We start from the raw sequence: 19,331 nt of genomic DNA on the forward strand, positions 1-19,331 counted from the left end.
GGATCCGGGCGCGGCGTCATGCAGCGCCCGGAGGTCGATCAGTAAGCGGATCAGCGCAGCAGGCTGAGCACGCCCTGCGGCACCTGGTTGGCCTGGGCCAGCATGGCCGTACCGGCCTGCTGCAGGATCTGGGTGCGGGTCAGTTCTGCGGTTTCCTTGGCGAAGTCGGTGTCCTTGATGCGGCTACGCGAAGCCGACAGGTTCTCCGACGAGGTCTGCAGGTTGGCCACCACCGAGGTGAAGCGGTTCTGCACGGCGCCCAGGTCGGCACGAGTGCTGTTGATCGCACCCAGGGCCTTGTCGACGATTTCCATCGCCTGCTGGGCGCCCTTCACGGTGCTGACGTCCAGGTTGCTGGCGTACTTCGCGGCCGGCGCTGCAGCAGCAGTGGTAGCGGTGAAGGTCGGGGCGGTGGCGCCGGTCCAGGTGCCCACCGAAGCGGTGATGGCCTTGAACGAGCCATCGGCGTTGACGCTGTCCTTGACCGAGGTCAGGGTGACGCCAGCGGTGCCGTTCACTTCGGCGTAGACACCGGTCTCACCGATCTTGGCGTTGATGGCAGTCACCAGCGCCTCGCGGGAGGCCTTGCCGGTAGCAGCGGCGTCGGCACCCTGCTTGACATCGACGTCGGCGATGGTGACGCCATTGATCTGCAGGCCAGTGACCTTGAAGTCGGCGTTGGTGCCCGGGTCGGCCAGGGCCAGCGAGTTGGTGTCGAACTTGGCGCCGCCCAGGGCGTTGGCCTTGGCATCGATGGTCTTGTCGATGGCGATGGCCTGGCCGGCGTTGGCACCGACCTGGAACAGCTGGCTGGAGAACGAACCGTCCAGCAGCTTGGTGCCGTTGAAGTCCGACTGCTTGGCGACGCGGTCGATTTCCGAGACCAGCTGGGTCACTTCGGCCTGCAGGGCCTTGCGGTCGCTGGCCGAGTTGGTGGCGTTGGCGGCCTGCACCGACAGCTCGCGGACGCGCTGCAGGTTGTTGCCGATTTCGGTCAGCGAACCTTCGGCGACCTGGGCCAGCGAGATGCCGTCGTTGGCGTTGCGGATGGCGACGTCGGTACCGCGGATCTGCGTGCCGAAGCGCTCGGAGATCGCCAGGCCGGCGGCGTCGTCCTTGGCGCTGTTGATGCGCGAACCGGAGGACAGGCGCTGGATGGTGGTAGCCAGCGAGCTGCCGCTGGTGCTCAGGTTACGCTGAGCATTCAACGACATCGTATTGGTGTTGATGACTTGTGCCATGAGGAGAGGTCCTTGAGCGGTTGCACGTGAGTTGGGTCAGACGCCCCCGACGTGCCCCGGGGGCGGCTCATGTCAGCGCTGCAACAGGCTGAGCACGTTCTGCGGTACCTGGTTGGCCTGGGCCAGCATGGCCGTACCGGCCTGCTGCAGGATCTGGGTGCGGGTCAGTTCGGCGGTTTCCTTGGCGAAGTCGGTATCGCGGATGCGGCTGCGCGATGCGGACAGGTTCTCCGAGGAGGTCTGCAGGTTGGCGACCACCGAGGTGAAGCGGTTCTGGATCGCGCCGAGGTCGGCGCGGACGCTGTTGACCGATTCCAGGGCCTTGTCGACGATCGACATCGCCTTCTGTGCGCCTTCGGCGGTGGTGACGTTCAGGTCCTTGACGAAGCTGGCCGCTGCACCGGTCAGGGTGCCGCCGTTGGTGCTGGTCTCGGTCAGGCCCAGGCCGGCGATGGTCGCGGCGGTGACGCCGGCCGGCGGGGTTGCTGCGCTGACGCCCAGGGCGAAGGTCTGGCCATCCTTGACCGAAGCCAGGCTGATGACGCCGGCATTGACCGAGGCCACCACGCCGGTTTCACCCAGCTTGTTGTTGATCGCCGCAGCGGTGGCCGAGGTGATCGACTCGCCGGCCTTCACGGTGAAGTCGCTGATGGTGACCGTGGTGGCGGTGCCGCCCGGCGGGGTGACCGAGACCTGCAGGCCGGAGTAGGTGGTGTCGGCCGTGGCCTTGTCCACCGCCAGCGCAGTGCCGGTGTAGCCGTTGGCGAAGGTGGCAGCCCCCAGCGAATCGGCCTTGGCGTTGACCACGCTGTTGATGGCGATGGCCTGGCCGGCGTTGGCGCCCACCTGGAACAGCTGGCTGGTGAAGCTGCCGTCCAGCAGCTTGGTGCCGTTGAAGTCGGCCTGCTTGGCCACACGATCGATTTCCGAAACCAGCTGGGTCACTTCAGCCTGCAGGGCCTTGCGGTCGCTGGCCGAGTTGGTGGCATTGGAGGCCTGCACGCCCAGTTCGCGGATGCGCTGCAGGTTGTTGCCGACTTCGTTCAGCGAACCTTCGGCGACCTGGGCCAGCGAGATGCCGTCGTTGGCGTTGCGGATGGCCACGTCCAGGCCACGGATCTGGGTGGTGAAGCGCTCGCTGATGGCCAGGCCGGCCGCGTCGTCCTTCGCGCTGTTGATGCGCAGGCCGGACGAGAGGCGCTGGATGGTGGTGGCGAGCGAGCTGCCGCTGGTGCTCAGGTTGCGCTGAGCGTTGAGCGACATCGTATTGGTGTTGATTACCTGTGCCATGGGGTCGTCTCCTCTTATATGGAACCCGTTGGTGAATGAAACGAAGCGCCGCCTGTTTTTTTGTGTGGCTGTGTGCTTCGCCGTTGCCAAATGAATAACGGCGCTTTGTCAACAACCTTTAGCCGTGAATTCCGCTGAAGCCAGAATTCGTTGCCTGAAGCTGTTTTCCCGGGGTTTTCAGCCCTGTTGCCAGGATGGAAGCGAGCCCGGGAGGGGCGGTCGGGCAGGGCCTGACCAGCGCTGATGAAGGTATCGGCGGGGTGCGACCCGGCTTGATGGGCAATCACGGAGAATCGGCCGGAGATGGCCAGAGGGCCGCGTGGTGGCGGGCAGGCGCGCAAACGAAAAAGGCCGCGATGCAGGGCATCGCGGCCTTTCAGGGGTGACGCAGGAGAGGCGTCAGCGCAGCTTGTTGAACAGCGACATCGACTGCATCTGCGAGAAGATCGTCTGCGCCGCCTGCAGTGCGGTGCTCTGCAGCTGGTACTGGCTCAGTGCATCGGCGTAATCCAGGTCGCGCATCTGCGACAGCGTGGTCTTCAGGGTCACGCCATTGGCCTCGCGCATCTCCGCCGCGTTGTCCAGCGCCTTCAACTGCGCACCACCGGCAGCGCGCGAATCGATCATCCGCTCCGAGGCGCGCGCGACGTCGCGCAGTGCGCTCTGCAGCTGATTCTGCTGCGCAGTCATCTGCGCGGTGGTACCGGTGTCGGCACCCAGCGCGGCGACCAGGTTGTCCATGGTGGCGAAGATGTCGCGGCTGCTGGCGGCCTGTACGCTGAAGCTGTCGCCCGCTGCAGGTGCGCCGGTGATGCGCAGGCGCACACCGTTCACTTCCAGGTCGTCGCCAGCCTTGTAGGTGCCGGTGCCGGTCACGTTGCCCGCACCATCCACCACCTCGTACTGGGTGCCGGTGGTGAAGCGCACGCTGAAGCCCTGGCCGTTCCAGCTGTCGCTGCCGTCGCGGGTGATGTTGGTCAGCACGCCGTTGCCGGTGTTGCCGGCCGCGGCGCTGCCGTCAACGAAGCCGTCGCCGGTGGGGATGCGCATGAAGATCTCGCTGCCGGGCAGGGCGTCGCGCACATAGGTATCGGGGCCGACTTCAACCTGGCGCTGGGTCTGGTCGCCGCGATAGACGACCTTGCCGTTGATCTTGGCGAACGGCGGGTCACCGTCGTTGGTGCCACCGAACACGTAGCGGCCGGTACCATCGTCGGCGTTGGCCAGCGACAGCAGGCCATCGCGGATCTGGTTCACCTCGGTGATCAGCGTCTTCTTGTCCGCCGCGCTCAGTGCCGGATTGCTGGCCTGGATGGTCAGATCGTTGACGCGCGCCATCAGGTCGTTGACCTGCGCCAGGGTGTTTTCCTGCACGCCCAGGCGGTTCTGCACATTGCCGGCGTTGAGCTTCATGCGGTCCAGTGCGGCCAGGCTGCGGTCAAGGCCGACTGCAGTGCCGGCGGCAACCGGATCGTCCTTGGCGCTGACGATCTTGCTGCCAGTAGCAATCTGCTGCTCCAGGTGGCTGAGCTTGGCCTGCTTGGCCATCATCAGCGACACCGACTGGTTGAACATCATGCTGGTGGAGATGCGGCTGCTCATCGGCGGACGGCTCCCAGGATGGTCTGGAACATGCTGTCGGCGGTGGAGATCAGCTGTGAGGCGGCCTGGTAGGCCTGCTGCAGGCGCAGCATGTCGGCGGCCTCTTCGTCCAGATTCACGCCGGAGACCTCGTCGCGGGCTTCCTGTGCCTTGTCATTGATCACCAGCTGCGCATCGAGCGAGTACTCGGCCGAGCGGGCGGCGGCGCCGACCTGGGTGGTCAGGCCACCCAGTGCACCGTTCAGTGTCACCGTTCCGGCGTTGAAGGCCTTCGTGCTTTCCACCTTGGCCAACCTGGAGGCGTTGCTGTTGTCCGACGAACCGGCCGGGGTCGGGGTGATGTTGAAGGTATCGCCCACCTTCGGCGCACCGTCCAGTACGAAGCTCCAGCCGTTGGCACTGATGGTCTGGCCAGGTGTATAGGTCTGCGGCGGGCCACCGTCGATGGTGTAGGTGGTCGCCGAGGTGAACACGATCGCCGACGGATTGCGCAGGTTCGCGTTGGCCGAATCGGTGACGGTGACGCCGCTCAGCTTGCCGGTACCGGTGTTGGCGGTGGCGGCTGCGCCCTTGACTGCGGCGGCCGCGGCAATGCGCGACGGATCGGTGATGGCCATCTCCAGGCTGCCGGCCACGCCGGCGGTGGGCTGCAGCAGGAAGCGGTCATTGGCCGCCGGGGTGCCGCCGACGACCAGGTTCACGCCGTTGATCACCAGCGGATCGGCGGCGGTGCCGGTACCGGTCAGGGGAATGCTGGCGCCGGTGTCGGCGCGGCTGGCCTTCCAGGTGGTGCCATCGAACTGCAGCACCACGTTCTGCGCGTCCAGTTTGCCCAGGTCGCCATAGGTGGCGCTGAGGCTGGCGGTTCCGGTATTGCTGTTGTTGCCGGTCACGCGTGGGCTGCCGATGTTGAAGAAGTCCCCGCCCATCTGGCCATACAGATCCACACCCTGGTGGTGGACCTGGTTGAAGCTCTCGGCCAGGCCCACCGCCAGCTTGCCCAGTTCGGCCTGCGCAGGCGTCAGCACGGTGTCGCGGAATTCCAGCAGGCCCCCGATCTGGCCACCGACCGCTTTCGGGTCGAGACGGATGGTGTTGCCCTGGGTCTCCAGTGCCAACTGCAGGCGCTCGGGCTGGTAAGGATCGGCTACGGTGGTGACCTTGGTCGCCGTGGTACCCACCACCAGCGCGTTGCCGCCGGCAGTGTAGACATTCATGATGCCGCCGTCCTGGATCACCGCGGTGCCACCGGTGTAGCCGATCAGCTGGGTGATCAGCTGGTCGCGGCGGTCGAGCAGGTCCGGTGCAGCCGAGGCGATGTTGGTTCCGATGGCACCGTTGATCTGCGCGATCTCCTGCGCAAGGCGGTTGACCTCGGTCGCACCGGCCAGCAGGCCGTTGTTGACCTCGCTGTTGAGATTGTTCAGGTGCGTGTTGAGCTGCACGAAGCGGTTGGCCAGCGCCTTGCCACCGTCGAGCATGTTCTGGCGGTCGGCGGTGCCGGCCGCGTTGGACGACAGGCCACTGACCGAGTCGAAGAAGTTCGACCAGACGCCGGCCACGTTCGTGGCGGCATCGGAGAACAGGGCGTTGACCCGGTCGGCCATGCCCGAAAGCTGCTTCAGGCGCGCCAGCTCACCGCTGCTGTCGAGCAGGCGCGAGATCGCCAGCTGGTCGGCCGTGCGACGGATGTCAGTGATGCGGGTGCCGTTGCCGACCGTGCCGTAGCCATAGTTCTGTGGATCGGCGGTGGCGAAGTTGACCTTCTGCCGGCTGTAGCCGGGTGTATTGAGGTTGGCCACGTTGTGGCTGGTGGTCGCCAACGCTCGCTGGAAGGCGAGCAGGGCACCGGTACCGGTGGAAAGTACGCTGGACATGGTGTTCCTCAACGACGAGTGATACCCAGCGCCGCGGTCGCGGTGCTGGCGAAGGTCTGGCCAAGGCGCGAGCCGGCGTCGGCCACGGCGGCTACGGCGCGCTCGATGGTCGGGCCGCCGGCGATCGCAGCGATCTTGGCGGCGTAGCGCGGATCGGTGGCGTAACCGGCGCGCTGGAGGCCAAGGGCGAAGCCCTGCACGTCGGTGCCGGCCTGCAGGGCCTGCTGGTAGCGCGGGCTTGTCTTCAGCAGGCGCACGTAGTCGGCAAAGCTCTCGGCAGCTGAACCGTAGGCGCGGAAGCTGGCGGTTTCGTTGCGGCGCACGCCATCGACATATTCATGGGTGCCGGCCGTGGCGCGCTGGCCGTTCCAGCCAGTGGCCTTGATGCCGAACAGGTTGTGCGAGGTGCTGCCATCGGCATGCTTGATGTGGCGCTTGCCCCAGCCGGTCTCCAGCGCTGCCTGGGCGACCAGGGCGCGGGCATCCACGCCCAGTTCCCTGGCCGCGCTCTGTGCGTGCTGCCAGATGCTGGCGACGAAGCCCTCCGGGGTATGCTCGCCGAGCTGGGCGACGGCGGTGCGCGTGGCCAGGGCATCGGCCGGGCTCATGGCCGTGCCGCGATTGCTGGCCGTCGCCGTCCACTGGTCGCTGTTGGCGGCCCAGTCCTCGCCCTGCAGGCTGCCGATGTACGGATCCTCGGTGCCCAACGAGCGGTGCAGGCCGCTGCTCTCACGGCCGGCGATCAGGTCCAGTGCCTGCTCCATCGGTGCCAGCGCGGCCTGCGCACCGTGCTGCGCGCCTGCGGCCATCTGCTGCAGCATGCGCACGGCCTGGCTGCCATCTTCCAGGGGCAGCGACGGTGCCGGCCTGGCCGGCGCGTTGAGCTGGTAAGCGCGGCTGGCCTTGGCCGGATCCACGCGGGTATCCAGTGCCGGACCTTCGGCGGCCTGGCCGGACAGCTGGCGGGTGATCATGCCGGACAGGCCCAGGCCCTTGCCGCGGGTCATCGCCTCGGCAATCTTCTGGTCGTACATGTCGCGGAACATCTTGTTCTCGCCGGGAAACAGCGAGTCGCCGAAGCTCGCATCGCGCATGCTCTTGACCAGCATCTGTGCGAACTGGCCTTCCAGCTGGCGTGCGACCTTGTCGATCTTCGCCGGATCGTTCTGCTGCGCCGGGTGCAGGTCGAATGCGGGATTGATGCGCATGTCAGATCACCTCGAGCTCGGCACTCAGTGCGCCGGCCTGCTTCAGGGCTTCCAGGATCGCGATCAGGTCGCCCGGTGCCGCACCCACGGCGTTCACCGCATGCACGATCTCGTCCAGGGTGGTGCCGCCGCTGAACTTGAACATGCGGCTGCCGTCGTTGGTGGCAGTGATGGTGGATTGCGGGCTGGCCACGGTACGGCCGCCCGACAGCGCATTGGGCTGGCTGACGTTGGTGTTCTCCTGGATCGTCACCGTCAGCGAACCATGCGAAATCGCCGCAGGGCCGACCCGCACCTGCTGGCCGATGACCACGGTGCCGGTGCGCGAATTGACCACCACCTTGGCCGGGGCGCTGCCGGGGGTCAGTTCAAGGTTCTCGATGCGCGCCAGCAGGCCGATGCGTGCGCCCGGATCGGTCGGTGCGGTGACGGCGACGGTCACGCCATCGATCGCGCGTGCCGCACCTTCGCCGAACGCGTTGTTGAGCGCGGCGACCATGCGCGAGACCGTGGTGAAATCATTGTTGTGCAGGTTCAGGGTGATGTCGCCGCCGTTGGCCAGCGGATCGGGCAGGGCACGCTCCACGGTGGCGCCGTTGGGAATACGGCCGACGCTGGGCACGTTCACCGAGACACGGGAACCGTCCTTGCCCTGCGCGCCAAAGCCACCCACGATCAGATTGCCCTGGGCGATGGCATAGATCTGGCCATCGGCGCCGCGCAGCGGGGCCATCAGCAGCGAACCGCCGCGCAGCGACACCGCGTTGCCGATCGAAGACACCGTGATGTCGATCGGCTGGCCGGGCTTGGCGAACGGCGGCAGCTCGGCATGGATCGCCACGGCGGCCACGTTCTTCAGCTGCGGGTTGACGTTCGGCGGCACGTTCACGCCCAGCTCGCCGAGCAGGTTTTTCAGGCTCTGCACGGTAAAGGGCGCCTGGCTGGTACGGTCGCCGCTGCCATCCAGGCCGACCACCAGGCCATAGCCCACCAGCGCATTGCCGCGCACGCCGCCGACCTGGGCGAGGTCCTTGATGCGCTCGGCGCTGGCCGGGGCGGCCACCGCGAAGACCATGAACACGCCACAGTAGAGCGACGCCATGCGTCGCTGCCAGGAAGAAGAGGAGAAGAGTTTCATGGCCATACTCAGAACGGCGTCAGGCCGGAATTGAAGAAGCGGCTCAGCCAGCCCATCGCGTTGGACTGCGCGACCGGTCCGCGGCCGCCGTAGACGATGCGGGCCTCGGCCACGCGGCTGGAGGGAATGGTGTTGTCCTGGCTGATGTCGCCCGGGCGCACGATGCCCTGCACCTGCACCAGTTCATCGCCCTGGTTCAGCCGCAGGTTCTTCTGCCCCTGCACCACCAGGTTGCCGTTGGGCAGGCGCTGGATCACCGTGACCGTGACGCTGCCCTGCAGGCGGTTGCTCTGCGCGCTGTTGCCCTTGCCGGTGAAGTCACGCGCGCCCTTGGCGGTGGCACTGAGGATGTCCTTGCCGCCCAGGGTGACCGGCGCACCGAGGATGGACGGCGTGCCCAGGCTCAGGTTGGATTCCTTGTTGGTGGCCGTGTTGGCGCTGGTCTGCGCGGTGGTGTTTTCCAGCAGGGTGATCGTCAGCAGGTCGCCGACATCGCGCGCGCGGCGGTCCGAATACAGCTGCAGGGTCGGGCCAGCGGCGTAGATCGCACCGGCGGTCGGCGCGGCCTGCGGCGGCATGATCGGCTGGATCGGTGCCATCGCCGGATAGGGGCGCACGTCGCCCGCGATCACGCAGCCACCGAGCAGAGCGACCACGGTGCAGGCGAGGGCAGTACGGGCGAGGTTGGAAATGGGCGACATGGCGGTTTCCCGGTTGGGCCGGTCAGATCTTGTTGTTGAGATAGCCGAGCATCGAGTCGGTGGTGGAGATCGCCTTGGCATTCATTTCGTAGGCGCGCTGGGTTTCGATCATCGACACCAGCTCTTCCACCACATTGACGTTGCTGCCTTCCAGCGCACCCTGCACCACGGTGCCGAGACCGTTCAGGCCGGGATTGCCGTTCTGGGCCGGGCCCGAGGCCGTGGTCTCCAGGAACAGGTTCTCGCCGCGCGCCTGCAGGCCGGCCGGATTGACGAAGTCGGTCAGGGTCAGCGCACCGACTTCCACCGACGCGGCGTTGTCGGCCATCTTCACGCTGATGGTGCCGTCGCTGCCGATGGTGACCGACTGCGCGCCCTCGGGAATCTGGATGCCCGGCTGCACCGGGTAGCCGCTGTTGGTAACCAGCTCGCTGTCCTGGTTGATCTTGAACGAGCCATCACGGGTGTAGGCCGAGCTGCCGTCGGGCATCTGCACTTCGAAGAAGCCGCGGCCGTTGACCATCACGTCCAGTGCGCGGCCGGTCTGCTGCTGGCCACCCTGCTCGAAGTTCTTGGCGGTGGCGACCACGCGCACGCCGGTACCCAGCTGCAGGCCGGTCGGCAGCTGCGTCTGCGCCGACGAAGAGCCGCCCGGCTGGCGCACCTGCTGGTACAGCAGGTCCTCGAAGCTGGCGCGGTCCTGCTTGAAGCCGGTGGTGTTGGTGTTGGCGAGATTGTTGGAAACCACCGACATGCGCATCTGCTGCGCATCCAGTCCGGTTTTCGCGATCCACAATGCCTGGTTCATCTTCGGAGTCCTGTCTGGGTGAAGCCGGCCGCGCAATGCGGCCCTTGGTAGCGGGTGTGCAAGCGGTGTGCCAGCGCCGTGCCCGGGCGGCGCCGGAAATCCGTCAGCTGCCCAGGCGGAGCAGGCTGTTGGCGCTGCGCGCGTTGTCGTCGCCGTGCTTGATCACCTGCACCTGCATTTCGTACTGGCGCTGCAGCTGGATCATCTGCACCAGCGCACCGGCAGCATCGACGTTGCTGCCTTCCAGTTGCCCGCTGTGCACGGCGGTGCCCTGTGCCGGTGCGAACGGCTGGCGCGGGTCGGTGTTGCGGAACAGGCCATCCAGGCCACGTTCGAGGCGCTCGTCCGGCGCCTGCACCACCTTGATCCGGCCGATCTGCGCCATCGTCTGCGGGCCTTCGCCCTGCGGGATGATCGAGATCGTGCCGTCGGCACCGATCTCCATCGCCTGGTAGGGCGGAATGGCGATCGGGTTGTTGTTGTCATCCAGCACCGTGCGGCCGCCAGAGGTCACCAGCTGGCCGTTCGGCGTCACCGACAGGGCTGCGCCGCGCGTATACGCTTCGCTGCCATCGCTCGCCTGCACCGCCAGCCAGGTGCCGCTCTGCAGTGCAAGGTCCAGCGGTTTGCCGGTGATGTGCTGCGCGCCGGGCCGGCGGTTGAAGCCGGCGTCGACGTGCAGCGCATCCACCCGCGAGGCAAAGCCCTGACCCTTGATCGGGAAGGCTTCGGTGTTGGCCAGCGCTTCCTTGAAGCCAGGAGTATCCGAGTTGGCGAGGTTGTGGCTGAGCGTTCCCTGCGCCTGCAGGGAGGCGCGGGCACCGGTCATCGCCACGTAAAGGGCTTTATCCATGCGGGGGGTTCCGTGACAGGGTCAGCAGCTCATCAACGGATGTTGATGACGGTCTGGGTGATCTGGTCCTGCGTGGTGATCATCTGCGCGTTGGCCTGGAAGTTGCGCTGCGCGGTGATCATGTTGACCAGCTGCTCGGTGAGATCGACGGTGGACGCTTCCAGCGAGCCGGCCTGGATCTTGCCGAGATTGGAGGTGTCCGGCATGCCGGTGCGCGGCGTGCCCGACTCGAAGGTCTCCACCCACAGGTTGTTGCCCTTCGATTCCAGTCCCTGGGTGTTGTTGAAGGTGGTCAGTGCGACCTGGCCCAGGGGCTTGTCGTCACCGTTGGAGTAGCGCGCATAGACCACGCCCGACTCGGACACAGTGATCTCGTTGAGCTTGCCGGCGGCATAGCCGTCCTGCTGGGTGTTGCGCAGGGCGAACTTCTCGCCGTACTGGGTCGAACCGCTGATGTCCAGCGTCATGTTCAGCTGGCCAGCGCCCGTGGTCGGGGTGAAGGTGCCGAGGCCAACCTTGCCGTTGGCCGGGGCGGTCAGCTTGCCGCTGTTGTCGAAGGTGACCGCGGTCGGGGTGCCGGCGGGCTGGCCATCGACATAGTTGTGCACGGTCCATTCGTTGGGGTTGGCGCCCTTCACAAAGTACGAGACCTGGATATGGCTCACGCCCAGCGAGTCGTACACGGTGATGCCGCCGCTGGAGTGGTTGTAGCTGTTGGAGTCGGTCGGGTCGAACGTGGCCACGGTCGGCTGCTTGGCGTTGGCCGGCAGGGTGAAGCCCACCTTCACTTCGCTGGTCTGCTTCGGCGGGCTGTCGGTGGTCAACAGCTGCAGGTCGACCAGGCGGCCGGCGTCGAAGTTGGTGCCATCGGCATTCGGCGCGAACACCTGCAGGCGCGCGCCCTGCGGATTGACCACGTAGCCGGCCGAATCGGTCTGGAAGTTGCCGGCACGCGAATACACACGCGAACCGTTCATGTTCATGGTGAAGAAGCCCTCACCGGAAATGGCCATGTCCAGGCTGCGCCCGGTCTGCTCGTTGTGGCCCTGGATGAACTGCTGGGCGACGTTGGAGACGCGCACGCCCGAGCCGGTCTGGTTCTTCGACAGGCCATAGCTGGTGGAGGCGAACAGATCGGCGAACTCGGCGCGCGACTGCTTGAAGCCGGTGGTGTTGACGTTGGCGACGTTGTTGGCGGTGACGCTCAGGTCGGTGTTGGCGGCATTGATGCCGGACAGCGAGACATTGAAGCCCATGGGATGCTCCTGGTTGATGCGGGATGTGCGGCTCAGCTGACGCGGAGCACGTAGTCGATCGGGGCCGTGCCCAGGCCCTTGAGGTTCAGGTACAGGCCGTCGGACCCGACGGTCACGCTTTCCACCGGCGCCTGCACATAGGTGGACAGCTTGGTGCTCTTGCCGGCGGTATCGACATGGTTGGCAACGATGGAGTACTTGCCCGGTTCCATGCGCTTGCCGTTGGCGTCCTTGCCGTCCCACTGGAAGGCGGTTTCGCCTGCCGCCTTGGCTTCCACGCTCAGCGAGGTGACCTTGGCGCCGGTGGCATCGGTGATATCCACGGTGATGATGCCGGCCGACGGCGCGGCCACCGTGCCCTCGACGCTGCCTTCCTTCTCCAGCACCAGCTTTTCCGATGGCACCAGCACCTGGTGGCCGACCAGCGCCGCGCCACGCAGCACCTGGTCGCTGGCCATCGATTCCTGGAAGCCCTTCACCGTCTTGTTCAGATCGGTGATGCCCTGCACGGTGGACATCTGCGCCATCTGCGCGACCATCTGCGTGTTGTCCATCGGCTTCAGCGGATCCTGGTGCTGCAGCTGCTCGGTCATCAGGCGCAGGAAGTCGGCCTGGTCGAGCGTGTTCTTCTTTTTCGTGGCGTTGCTGTTGGGGGCGTTCAGGCCCAGCGCGGAATAGACGTCCTGGCTGGTCTGGTTGTTGACGGCGGTGGTCATGGCGGTATCCGGTGCTGCGGGCCTCAGCGGCCCATGGTCAAGGTGGCCAGGGCCAGTTCCTTGGCGGTGGTCAACATCTCCACGCCGGCCTGGTAATTGCGCGAGGTCGAGATCAGGTTGACCATCTGCGCCACCGGATCGACATCGGGCTGGTAGATGTAGCCATCGGCGTCTGCCAGCGGGTGGCCCGGCTCGTAGCGCTTGATCGGCGCCGCTTCGCTCTGGGTGATCTCCTTCACCTTCACCGAGGTGATGTTGGGATCGTTCTTGCTGGTGACGGCCTGGAAGATCGGCTCCAGCGGCTTGTACACGGCGTCGGCAGACCCGGCCACGGTGTCGGCGTTGGAGAGATTGGAGGCGATGGTGCTCATGCGCACCGACTGTGCCTGCAGCGCGGAGCCGGCGATATCGAAGATCGGCAGGTTGCTCATGGCTTATTGCCCCGTGATCGCGGTCAGCATGGAACGCACCTTGCTCTCGACAAAGCTGAGCGAGGCGCGGTACTCGAGCGCGGCTCGGCCATAGGCGGCACGCTCGGCATCGGGATCGACGGTGTTGCCGTCCAGGCTGGGCTGCACGCCCTCGCGCGCGATCTGGAACGGGTTCAGGCCACTACTGATTTCGTAGTGCTGCTCATGGGTGGTGGCCATCAGGCCGTTGGCATCCTGCCCCTGGGCATGGCGCAGGGCGGCATCGAAGTCCAGGTCCTGGGCCTTGTAGCCGGGGGTGTCGGCATTGCCGAGGTTGCTGGCGATCAGCTTCATCCGCTGTTCGCGCAACGGCATGGCCTGGGCGTGGACGCCCAGGTAGTCGGTAATCAGGTTGCGCACGGTGCACTCCCACGGGAACGTTGCCCGGGAAGCTGCAAGGGGTGTGCCAAAGCACGGTGCGTCTTGGTAGAGCCGAGCCATGCTCGGCTGCCTTTCGTTCAGGCGCCGCACAAGCCGAGCATGGGCTCGGCTCCACAGGATAGGGCCCTACGCCGCCATCGCCACCTTGCGCAGGCGGTCCAGCACGAAGTCAGCCAGCTCGTGCGGCGAGTACTTGGCGACGAACGCGTTGGCGCCGACACGCTCGACCATGGCGTTGTTGAAGACGCCCGACAGCGAGGTGTGCAGCAGCACGTAGAGGCCGGCAAGGCCGGGGTGGCGCCGGATTTCCGTCGTCAACGTGTACCCATCCATGGCCGGCATCTCGATGTCGGAGATGACCATGGCATAGCGTTCGGCCGGGTTTTCGCCCGAGGCGTGGATCTGCAACAGATGGTCGAGAGCCTGCTTGCCATCGGAAAGCAGGGTGGCACCCACGCCCAGCTGATCCAGCACGCTGCGGATCTGCTGGCGGGCCACGCGCGAGTCGTCCACCACCAGCACCTGCAGCTGGGGGCCATCGGCGGGCATCGCCATCGCCGGATCGAGTACGGCGTCACCGCGCACCTGGGCGATATCGGCCAGCACGCTTTCAACGTCGATCACCTGGATCAGCTCACCCTGGAAGCGGGTTACCGCGGTCAGGTAGCTCGACTCGGCGCCAAGCTCCGGCGGCGGGTGGATGTCTTCCACCGCGATGTTGACGATGCGTTCGACGCCGCTGACCAGGAACCCCTGGATCGAGCGGTTGAATTCGGTGACGACCAGGTAACCCGGCGAGGTATCGGCATCGGGCTCACGTTCGGGGTGGCCGATCGCCAGGCCCAGGTCCAGCACCGGCACCGAGCGGCCGCGCACGTCGGCCACACCGGCGAACTGGCTGGGCAGGCCGGGTACCTGGAACAGCTCCGGGCGCCGCAGGACTTCCTGCACCTTGAAGACATTGACGCCAAAAAGCTGACGTCCGCCGAGACGGAACAGCAGCAGCGCCAGGCGGTTGTGGCCGGCCAGGCGGGTCCGCTGGTCGATCCGGTTGAGCAGGTCATGGGACATGGCTGCTGTATCGGCGCGTTGGGCGCCAAACTTGAGGGTGCTCTGCCACCTGCGCGCTGCACACCGCAATTGTGGTGGCGCGCCATGTTCGACCGAGGCAGCTCTGCCCCTCTGGCACACGCCTTGCACGCACCTGGGCCAGCTCTTGCCGATTGAAGGAGGCGCCATGCGCCGGGTCACATCTCTATTCGCCATCGCGCTGGCACTGGCCTCGCCGTGGGCGGCTGCCGCCGACTGGCAGCCGGTGGCGAGCATCCGCGCGGCGGCCTTGTCGACGCTGCCGGCGGGCAGCGAGGGCGAGGCCCAGGTGGCCGATGCGCTGCGCCTGCCGATATGTGGCAGCGCGTTGCAGGTGCAACCCACCGCCAACACCACGGTGGAGGTCAGCTGTCCGGATGCGGGCGGCTGGCGCCTGTTCGTGCCTGTAAAGGTGCGGCGCAACCAGACCGTACTGGTGCTCAACCGCGGAATCGGCACTGGAGAAACCCTCACTGCCGCCGATATCACCACTGCCCAGCGTGACGCTGCCCGGATTGCCGGCGCGGTGCTGTCCGATCCCAATGCAGCGATCGGCCGCGTCGCCCGCCGTCCGCTGCAGGCCGGGGCCCTGCTGTCGAACAACGATCTGGTGGTGCAGCGTCTCATCAAGCGAGGAGACAATGTTTCCCTGGTGTCGCGTCGCGGTTCGGTCGAGGTCCGCATTGCCGGCCGTGCGATGGGTGATGCCGGTGAGAACGAACGGGTCTCGGTCGAGAACCTGTCCTCGCGGCGGATCGTGCAAGGCACAGTCGATGCCGCAGGTGACGTAATCGTGGCGCGTTGAATTACCGCAAAATATCCCTAAAGATCACGGCCCTGCGGCCGTTATCCCTTGTGAACGGCAACTCCAGGACACCCCATGAGCCAGAAAATCGACGGCAACCTGCAGGTCCCCCAGGCACTGCGCAGCGTGACGACCCCGGCCAACAAGCCCGGTGTCAGCACCGATGCGGCGGCGCGCCCGGTCGAGGCGGCCGACAGCCTGCGCCTGACCGGCGAGGCCACCAATCTGCAGGCCATCGAGCGCGAGCTGACCACCGCCCCGGCGATCGACGCCCAGCGCGTGGCCGCCGTGCGCGAGTCGCTGCAGAACGGCACCTACAAGATCAATCCGGACGCGATCGCATCGCGCATGCTCGATCTGGACCAGCAGCTGCACGGATGACTGCGGCGATGAGCGAGCCGCTGCAGCGTCTCGCCCAGGCCCTGGACGTTGAACGCCAGGCCCTGGTCGAGCACGACGTGCACGCCCTGATCCGGGCTACCGGCGCCAAGCTGGAAGCGTTGCGTGCGCTGGAAGGCGCGCCGCCGGTGGGCGAGGGCGAACAGCTGCAGGAACTGGCCGAGCGCAACCGGGCCAACGGCGTACTGCTGTCGCGCCGCCGCCGCGAGGTGAACTGGGCGCTGCGCCAGCTCGGCCGCACCGAAGACGCCTCGGCCTACGATGCCAAGGGCCAGTCGCACACGGTCAGCATCGGCCGGCCCCTCGCCGTCGCCTGAGGCGACGGCGGTCGCATATCCCCTCCCGGCGGGCTGAAGCCCGCTGCATGACCGCGTATATTGGGCGCCTGTTCGAACGTCCCGAGTCGCCGTGTCCGCTGCCAACGCCCTGGTTACCGCCCCCCTTCCGCCGCAGCCGGTGCTGCAGGCCCTGCTTGAGCGCCTGCGCGAAGGCCTGCTGCTGTTCACCGATGACGGGCGGGTGGCCCTGGCCAATCCGGCCGCACAGAACCTGCTGGCCAGTGGCGAGGACGGCGGGTTGCCGCCGCCGCAGCGCCTGCGCGAACTGCTGCCGCCCGATGCGCTGGAACAGGCTCGCCAGCATGGTCACTGGAATGGCAGCCTGCCGCTTGGCGAGGGCGTGGTCATCGCCCATCTGTACCACCATGGTCCGGTCGGCCAGGGGCATTTCCTCGCCCTGTTCCGCCACATCGAAGGGCAGGAAGACTACGAACGCGAGCTGCAGCAGCGTCATGCCGAACTGCGCCAGGCCTACCTGCGCCTCAATGGCACCCAGGAAAAGCTGCTGCAGTCGGAGAAGATGGCGTCGATCGGCCAGCTGGCCGCCGGCGTCGCGCACGAGATCAACAACCCGATCGGTTACGTGCACTCCAACCTGGGCAGCCTGCAGGAGTACCTGCGCAGCCTGTTCACCGTGATCGAAGCCTACGAGCGTGCCCTGCGTGCGCCGGATCCGAAAGCGCTGATCCCGGAAATCGATGATATCCGTGACCGCCTGGATATCGATTTCATCAGCCGCGACCTGCCGCAGCTGATGGCGGAATCGCGCGAAGGCATCGAGCGGGTCACCCGCATCGTGCGCGACCTGAAGGATTTCTCGTATTCCGGCCGCGACGAGTCGTGGAAGCTGGTCGACCTGCACGCGGGCCTGGAATCGACCATCAACATCATCTGGAACGAACTCAAGTACAAGGTCACCCTGGTGCGCGAGTTCGGCCAGTTGCCCCTGGTGGAGTGCCTGCCATCGGAGTTGAACCAGGTCTACATGAACCTGCTGCTCAACGCCGGCCATGCCATCGCCGAGCGCGGCACGATCACGGTGCGTACCGGCGTTGATGGCGATCACGTTTGGGTTGAGTTCGAAGATACCGGCGGTGGCATCTCGCCGGAACTGCGCCAGCGCATCTTCGATCCTTTCTTCACCACCAAGCCGGTGGGCAGTGGCACCGGCCTGGGCCTGTCGATCTCCTACAGCATCATCAACAAGCACCACGGCCGCATCGACCTGGACAGCACGCCCGGCGTGGGCTCGCGCTTCCGCGTGGTGCTGCCGGTCAAGCAGCCGCGCTGACCGCTTCTGGTAGTGCCGGCCGCTGGCCGGCAACCTCATTGAACCCGATATCCAGAGCAGCCGGCCAGCGGCCGGCTCTACCAGAGGGGATGGTTACCGCAATGGGCGATCCTCGCCGCCATCCCCGCTCTCCACCGGCGCCGGGCCGGCATTGCTGCGGCGCTGCTCCTCGTACGTGCGGAACGCCTGGTGGATGTGCTTGCGCAGTTCGTCGTCGTTCCACGGCTTGGTCAGGAAGCGATAGATCGCGCCGCGGTTGATTGCATCCGTCACCGTGTTCAGATCGGTATAGCCCGACAGCACCAGGCGGATCGTATCCGGGTACAGCATCTTCACCCGGCCCAGGAACTCGGTGCCGCTCATGTCGCTCATGCGCTGGTCGGACAGGATCACCTGCACGTCGTTGATCGCCAGCAGGTCGAACGCATCGCGCACGTTGCCGGCGGCCAGGATGCGGTAGCCGTCGCGGCGGAACAGGCGCACCAGCGAGCGCAGCACGTTCTCCTCGTCATCCAGCAGCAGCAGCGTCCGGTCCGGGCGCGTCTCGGCGAAGGCTTCCGGACGCAGGTAGCGGCGGCGCAGGGTCATGCCGGCGGCATCGGCCGACATCGGTTCGCCGAACAGGTAGCCCTGGAACACGTCGCAGTCGTTGCGGCGCAGGAAGCCCAGCTGGGCCTGTGATTCCACGCCGTTGGCAATCACGGTCATGCCCAGCTGGTGGCCCATGGCGATGATCGCGCGGGCGATGGCCGCTTCACGATTGCCAGCCGGTGCGCTCTTGATGAAGCTGCGGTCGATCTTCAGCTTGTCCACCGGGTAGCGCACCAGCGCGCTGAGGCTGGAGTCGCCGGTACCGAAGTTGTCCAGGCTCAGGCTGATGCCTTCGTTGCGCAGGTTGGCCAGCGTTTCGTGGACGAAATTGACGTTGTTGGTCAACGCACTCTCGTTGATCTCCAGCGTCAGCATGTGCGCCGGTACGCCCGCCGCCTGCAGCAGTGACATCACTTCGGCGAAGAAGTTCGGCCGTAGCAGCTGCAGGGTGGACACGTTCACTGCGATGGTGAAGTCATCAAAGCCCTGGTCGCGCCAAAGCCGCGCCTGCTTCAAGGCGCCTTCCAGCACCCAGGTGCCGATCTGCACGATGATGCCCAGGCGTTCGGCGGTGCGCATGAAGCGCTCCGGCACCAGCATGCCCAGGGTCGGCGACTGCCAACGCAGCAGCGCTTCCATGCCCACCACGTGGCCGTCGCGCGCGCTTACCAGCGGCTGGTAGCGCAGCTTCAGCTCGCCATTGGGAATGGCATCGACGATCTGGCGCGCGATGATGCTCTCGCTGTGCGCACTCGGCGGGGTGTCCACCGCATGGATGCGCACGGCATTGCCGCCTTCGCGGGCGGCCTGGTACAGCGCATCCTCGGCATGGTCGAGCAGGCGCGAGGTGCTGCTGGCATGTTCCGGGCACAGGCTCACGCCCAGCTTGCCGGTCATGAACAACGTGTACGGCAGCACCGACAGTGGCAGCTCCATCTGCTGGCGGATCTCCTCGGCGAAATCCTCCGGCAACGGCAGATCGGCGGTGCGCGGCACCGCGATCAGGAACTCGTCGCTGCCATGCCGCCACAGCTTGCCGCGCCCGCGCAGGTAAGACTGCAGGCGCTGTGCCACCAGCACCAGCGCCTGATCGCCCACTTCGGCACTCATGTTCTCGTTGACCGATGCGAAGTGGTCGATGTCCACGTGCATCAGCATCAGCGCGATACCGCCGGAGGCCGCCTCGGCAACCATCGCCTGCAGCTCGGGGTTGCCGGCGCCAAGGCGGTCGGGGGCATCATCGATGCTGACCGGGGGCAGGTTGGGATTCCACATAG

At 66.4% G+C, this 19,331-nt stretch carries 19 protein-coding genes; 4 read left to right on the forward strand and 15 right to left on the reverse strand.

Annotation, left to right across the window (positions count from 1 at the left end):
• Nucleotides 1-50: 50 nt before the first annotated feature.
• The 14 genes from ACUDTM_RS02375 to ACUDTM_RS02440 form a co-directional block, all read right to left on the reverse strand.
• A complete protein-coding gene (locus ACUDTM_RS02375; protein ID WP_095377991.1) occupies nucleotides 51-1,241 on the reverse strand; it encodes a flagellin in 1,191 nt (396 codons plus the stop codon).
• A 72-nt stretch (nucleotides 1,242-1,313) separates the two neighbouring features.
• On the reverse strand, nucleotides 1,314-2,531 hold the full coding sequence (locus tag ACUDTM_RS02380; RefSeq protein WP_005416451.1) for a flagellin: 1,218 nt from the start codon (nucleotides 2,529-2,531) through the stop codon (nucleotides 1,314-1,316).
• A 399-nt stretch (nucleotides 2,532-2,930) separates the two neighbouring features.
• On the reverse strand, nucleotides 2,931-4,133 hold the full coding sequence (gene flgL / locus ACUDTM_RS02385; RefSeq protein ID WP_053496687.1) for a flagellar hook-associated protein FlgL: 1,203 nt from the start codon (nucleotides 4,131-4,133) through the stop codon (nucleotides 2,931-2,933).
• Nucleotides 4,130-6,010: a flagellar hook-associated protein FlgK gene (gene flgK, locus ACUDTM_RS02390; protein ID WP_053496686.1), complete on the reverse strand. Its 1,881-nt coding sequence runs from the start codon at nucleotides 6,008-6,010 to the stop codon at nucleotides 4,130-4,132. Before flgK ends, flgL begins: the two co-directional genes overlap by 4 nt.
• Nucleotides 6,011-6,018: 8 nt before the next feature.
• Nucleotides 6,019-7,218, reverse strand: coding sequence for a flagellar assembly peptidoglycan hydrolase FlgJ (gene flgJ, locus ACUDTM_RS02395; protein ID WP_353080012.1), 1,200 nt, complete (start codon nucleotides 7,216-7,218; stop codon nucleotides 6,019-6,021).
• A gap of 1 nt (nucleotide 7,219) precedes the next feature.
• Entirely contained in the window at nucleotides 7,220-8,362 is a 1,143-nt protein-coding gene (locus ACUDTM_RS02400; protein WP_072166970.1) for a flagellar basal body P-ring protein FlgI, read from the reverse strand.
• Between the two features lie 2 nt (nucleotides 8,363-8,364).
• Nucleotides 8,365-9,057, reverse strand: a complete 693-nt coding sequence (gene flgH / locus ACUDTM_RS02405) for a flagellar basal body L-ring protein FlgH (protein ID WP_005416456.1) — start codon at nucleotides 9,055-9,057, stop codon at nucleotides 8,365-8,367.
• A gap of 22 nt (nucleotides 9,058-9,079) precedes the next feature.
• Nucleotides 9,080-9,865, reverse strand: coding sequence for a flagellar basal-body rod protein FlgG (flgG, locus tag ACUDTM_RS02410; protein ID WP_005416457.1), 786 nt, complete (start codon nucleotides 9,863-9,865; stop codon nucleotides 9,080-9,082).
• A gap of 103 nt (nucleotides 9,866-9,968) precedes the next feature.
• Entirely contained in the window at nucleotides 9,969-10,718 is a 750-nt protein-coding gene (locus ACUDTM_RS02415; RefSeq protein ID WP_072166971.1) for a flagellar basal body rod protein FlgF, read from the reverse strand.
• Between the two features lie 32 nt (nucleotides 10,719-10,750).
• Nucleotides 10,751-11,974: a flagellar hook protein FlgE gene (flgE, locus tag ACUDTM_RS02420; RefSeq protein WP_005416459.1), complete on the reverse strand. Its 1,224-nt coding sequence runs from the start codon at nucleotides 11,972-11,974 to the stop codon at nucleotides 10,751-10,753.
• Nucleotides 11,975-12,006: 32 nt separating this feature from the next.
• Nucleotides 12,007-12,690: a flagellar hook assembly protein FlgD gene (locus ACUDTM_RS02425; protein ID WP_005416460.1), complete on the reverse strand. Its 684-nt coding sequence runs from the start codon at nucleotides 12,688-12,690 to the stop codon at nucleotides 12,007-12,009.
• Nucleotides 12,691-12,713: 23 nt separating this feature from the next.
• On the reverse strand, nucleotides 12,714-13,121 hold the full coding sequence (flgC, locus tag ACUDTM_RS02430) for a flagellar basal body rod protein FlgC (RefSeq protein WP_005416461.1): 408 nt from the start codon (nucleotides 13,119-13,121) through the stop codon (nucleotides 12,714-12,716).
• A 3-nt stretch (nucleotides 13,122-13,124) separates the two neighbouring features.
• A complete protein-coding gene (gene flgB, locus ACUDTM_RS02435; protein ID WP_005409576.1) occupies nucleotides 13,125-13,520 on the reverse strand; it encodes a flagellar basal body rod protein FlgB in 396 nt (131 codons plus the stop codon).
• A gap of 147 nt (nucleotides 13,521-13,667) precedes the next feature.
• Entirely contained in the window at nucleotides 13,668-14,612 is a 945-nt protein-coding gene (locus ACUDTM_RS02440) for a chemotaxis protein (protein WP_019659622.1), read from the reverse strand.
• Nucleotides 14,613-14,778: 166 nt separating this feature from the next.
• On the opposite strand from ACUDTM_RS02440, the gene flgA reads away from it, so the two are divergent.
• The 4 genes from flgA (at nucleotide 14,779) to ACUDTM_RS02460 (ending at nucleotide 17,463) form a co-directional block, all read left to right on the forward strand.
• Nucleotides 14,779-15,435: a flagellar basal body P-ring formation chaperone FlgA gene (flgA, locus tag ACUDTM_RS02445; RefSeq protein ID WP_088497510.1), complete on the forward strand. Its 657-nt coding sequence runs from the start codon at nucleotides 14,779-14,781 to the stop codon at nucleotides 15,433-15,435.
• Between the two features lie 75 nt (nucleotides 15,436-15,510).
• Nucleotides 15,511-15,816, forward strand: a complete 306-nt coding sequence (gene flgM / locus ACUDTM_RS02450; RefSeq protein ID WP_005409579.1) for a flagellar biosynthesis anti-sigma factor FlgM — start codon at nucleotides 15,511-15,513, stop codon at nucleotides 15,814-15,816.
• Nucleotides 15,813-16,151, forward strand: a complete 339-nt coding sequence (locus tag ACUDTM_RS02455) for a FlgN family protein (RefSeq protein ID WP_014037132.1) — start codon at nucleotides 15,813-15,815, stop codon at nucleotides 16,149-16,151. Before flgM ends, ACUDTM_RS02455 begins: the two co-directional genes overlap by 4 nt.
• 91 nt (nucleotides 16,152-16,242) lie before the next feature.
• On the forward strand, nucleotides 16,243-17,463 hold the full coding sequence (locus ACUDTM_RS02460) for an ATP-binding protein (protein ID WP_053496680.1): 1,221 nt from the start codon (nucleotides 16,243-16,245) through the stop codon (nucleotides 17,461-17,463).
• A gap of 93 nt (nucleotides 17,464-17,556) precedes the next feature.
• Here the strand turns inward: ACUDTM_RS02460 and ACUDTM_RS02465 are convergent, their stop codons facing one another.
• Nucleotides 17,557-19,329 carry an EAL domain-containing protein gene (locus ACUDTM_RS02465; protein WP_005416466.1) on the reverse strand — a complete coding sequence of 591 codons (1,773 nt, stop codon included), beginning with the start codon at nucleotides 19,327-19,329 and terminating at the stop codon, nucleotides 17,557-17,559.
• Nucleotides 19,330-19,331 lie beyond the last annotated feature (2 nt).

The sequence above is a fragment of the Stenotrophomonas maltophilia group sp. vghtpe118 genome (genome assembly GCF_052605195.1).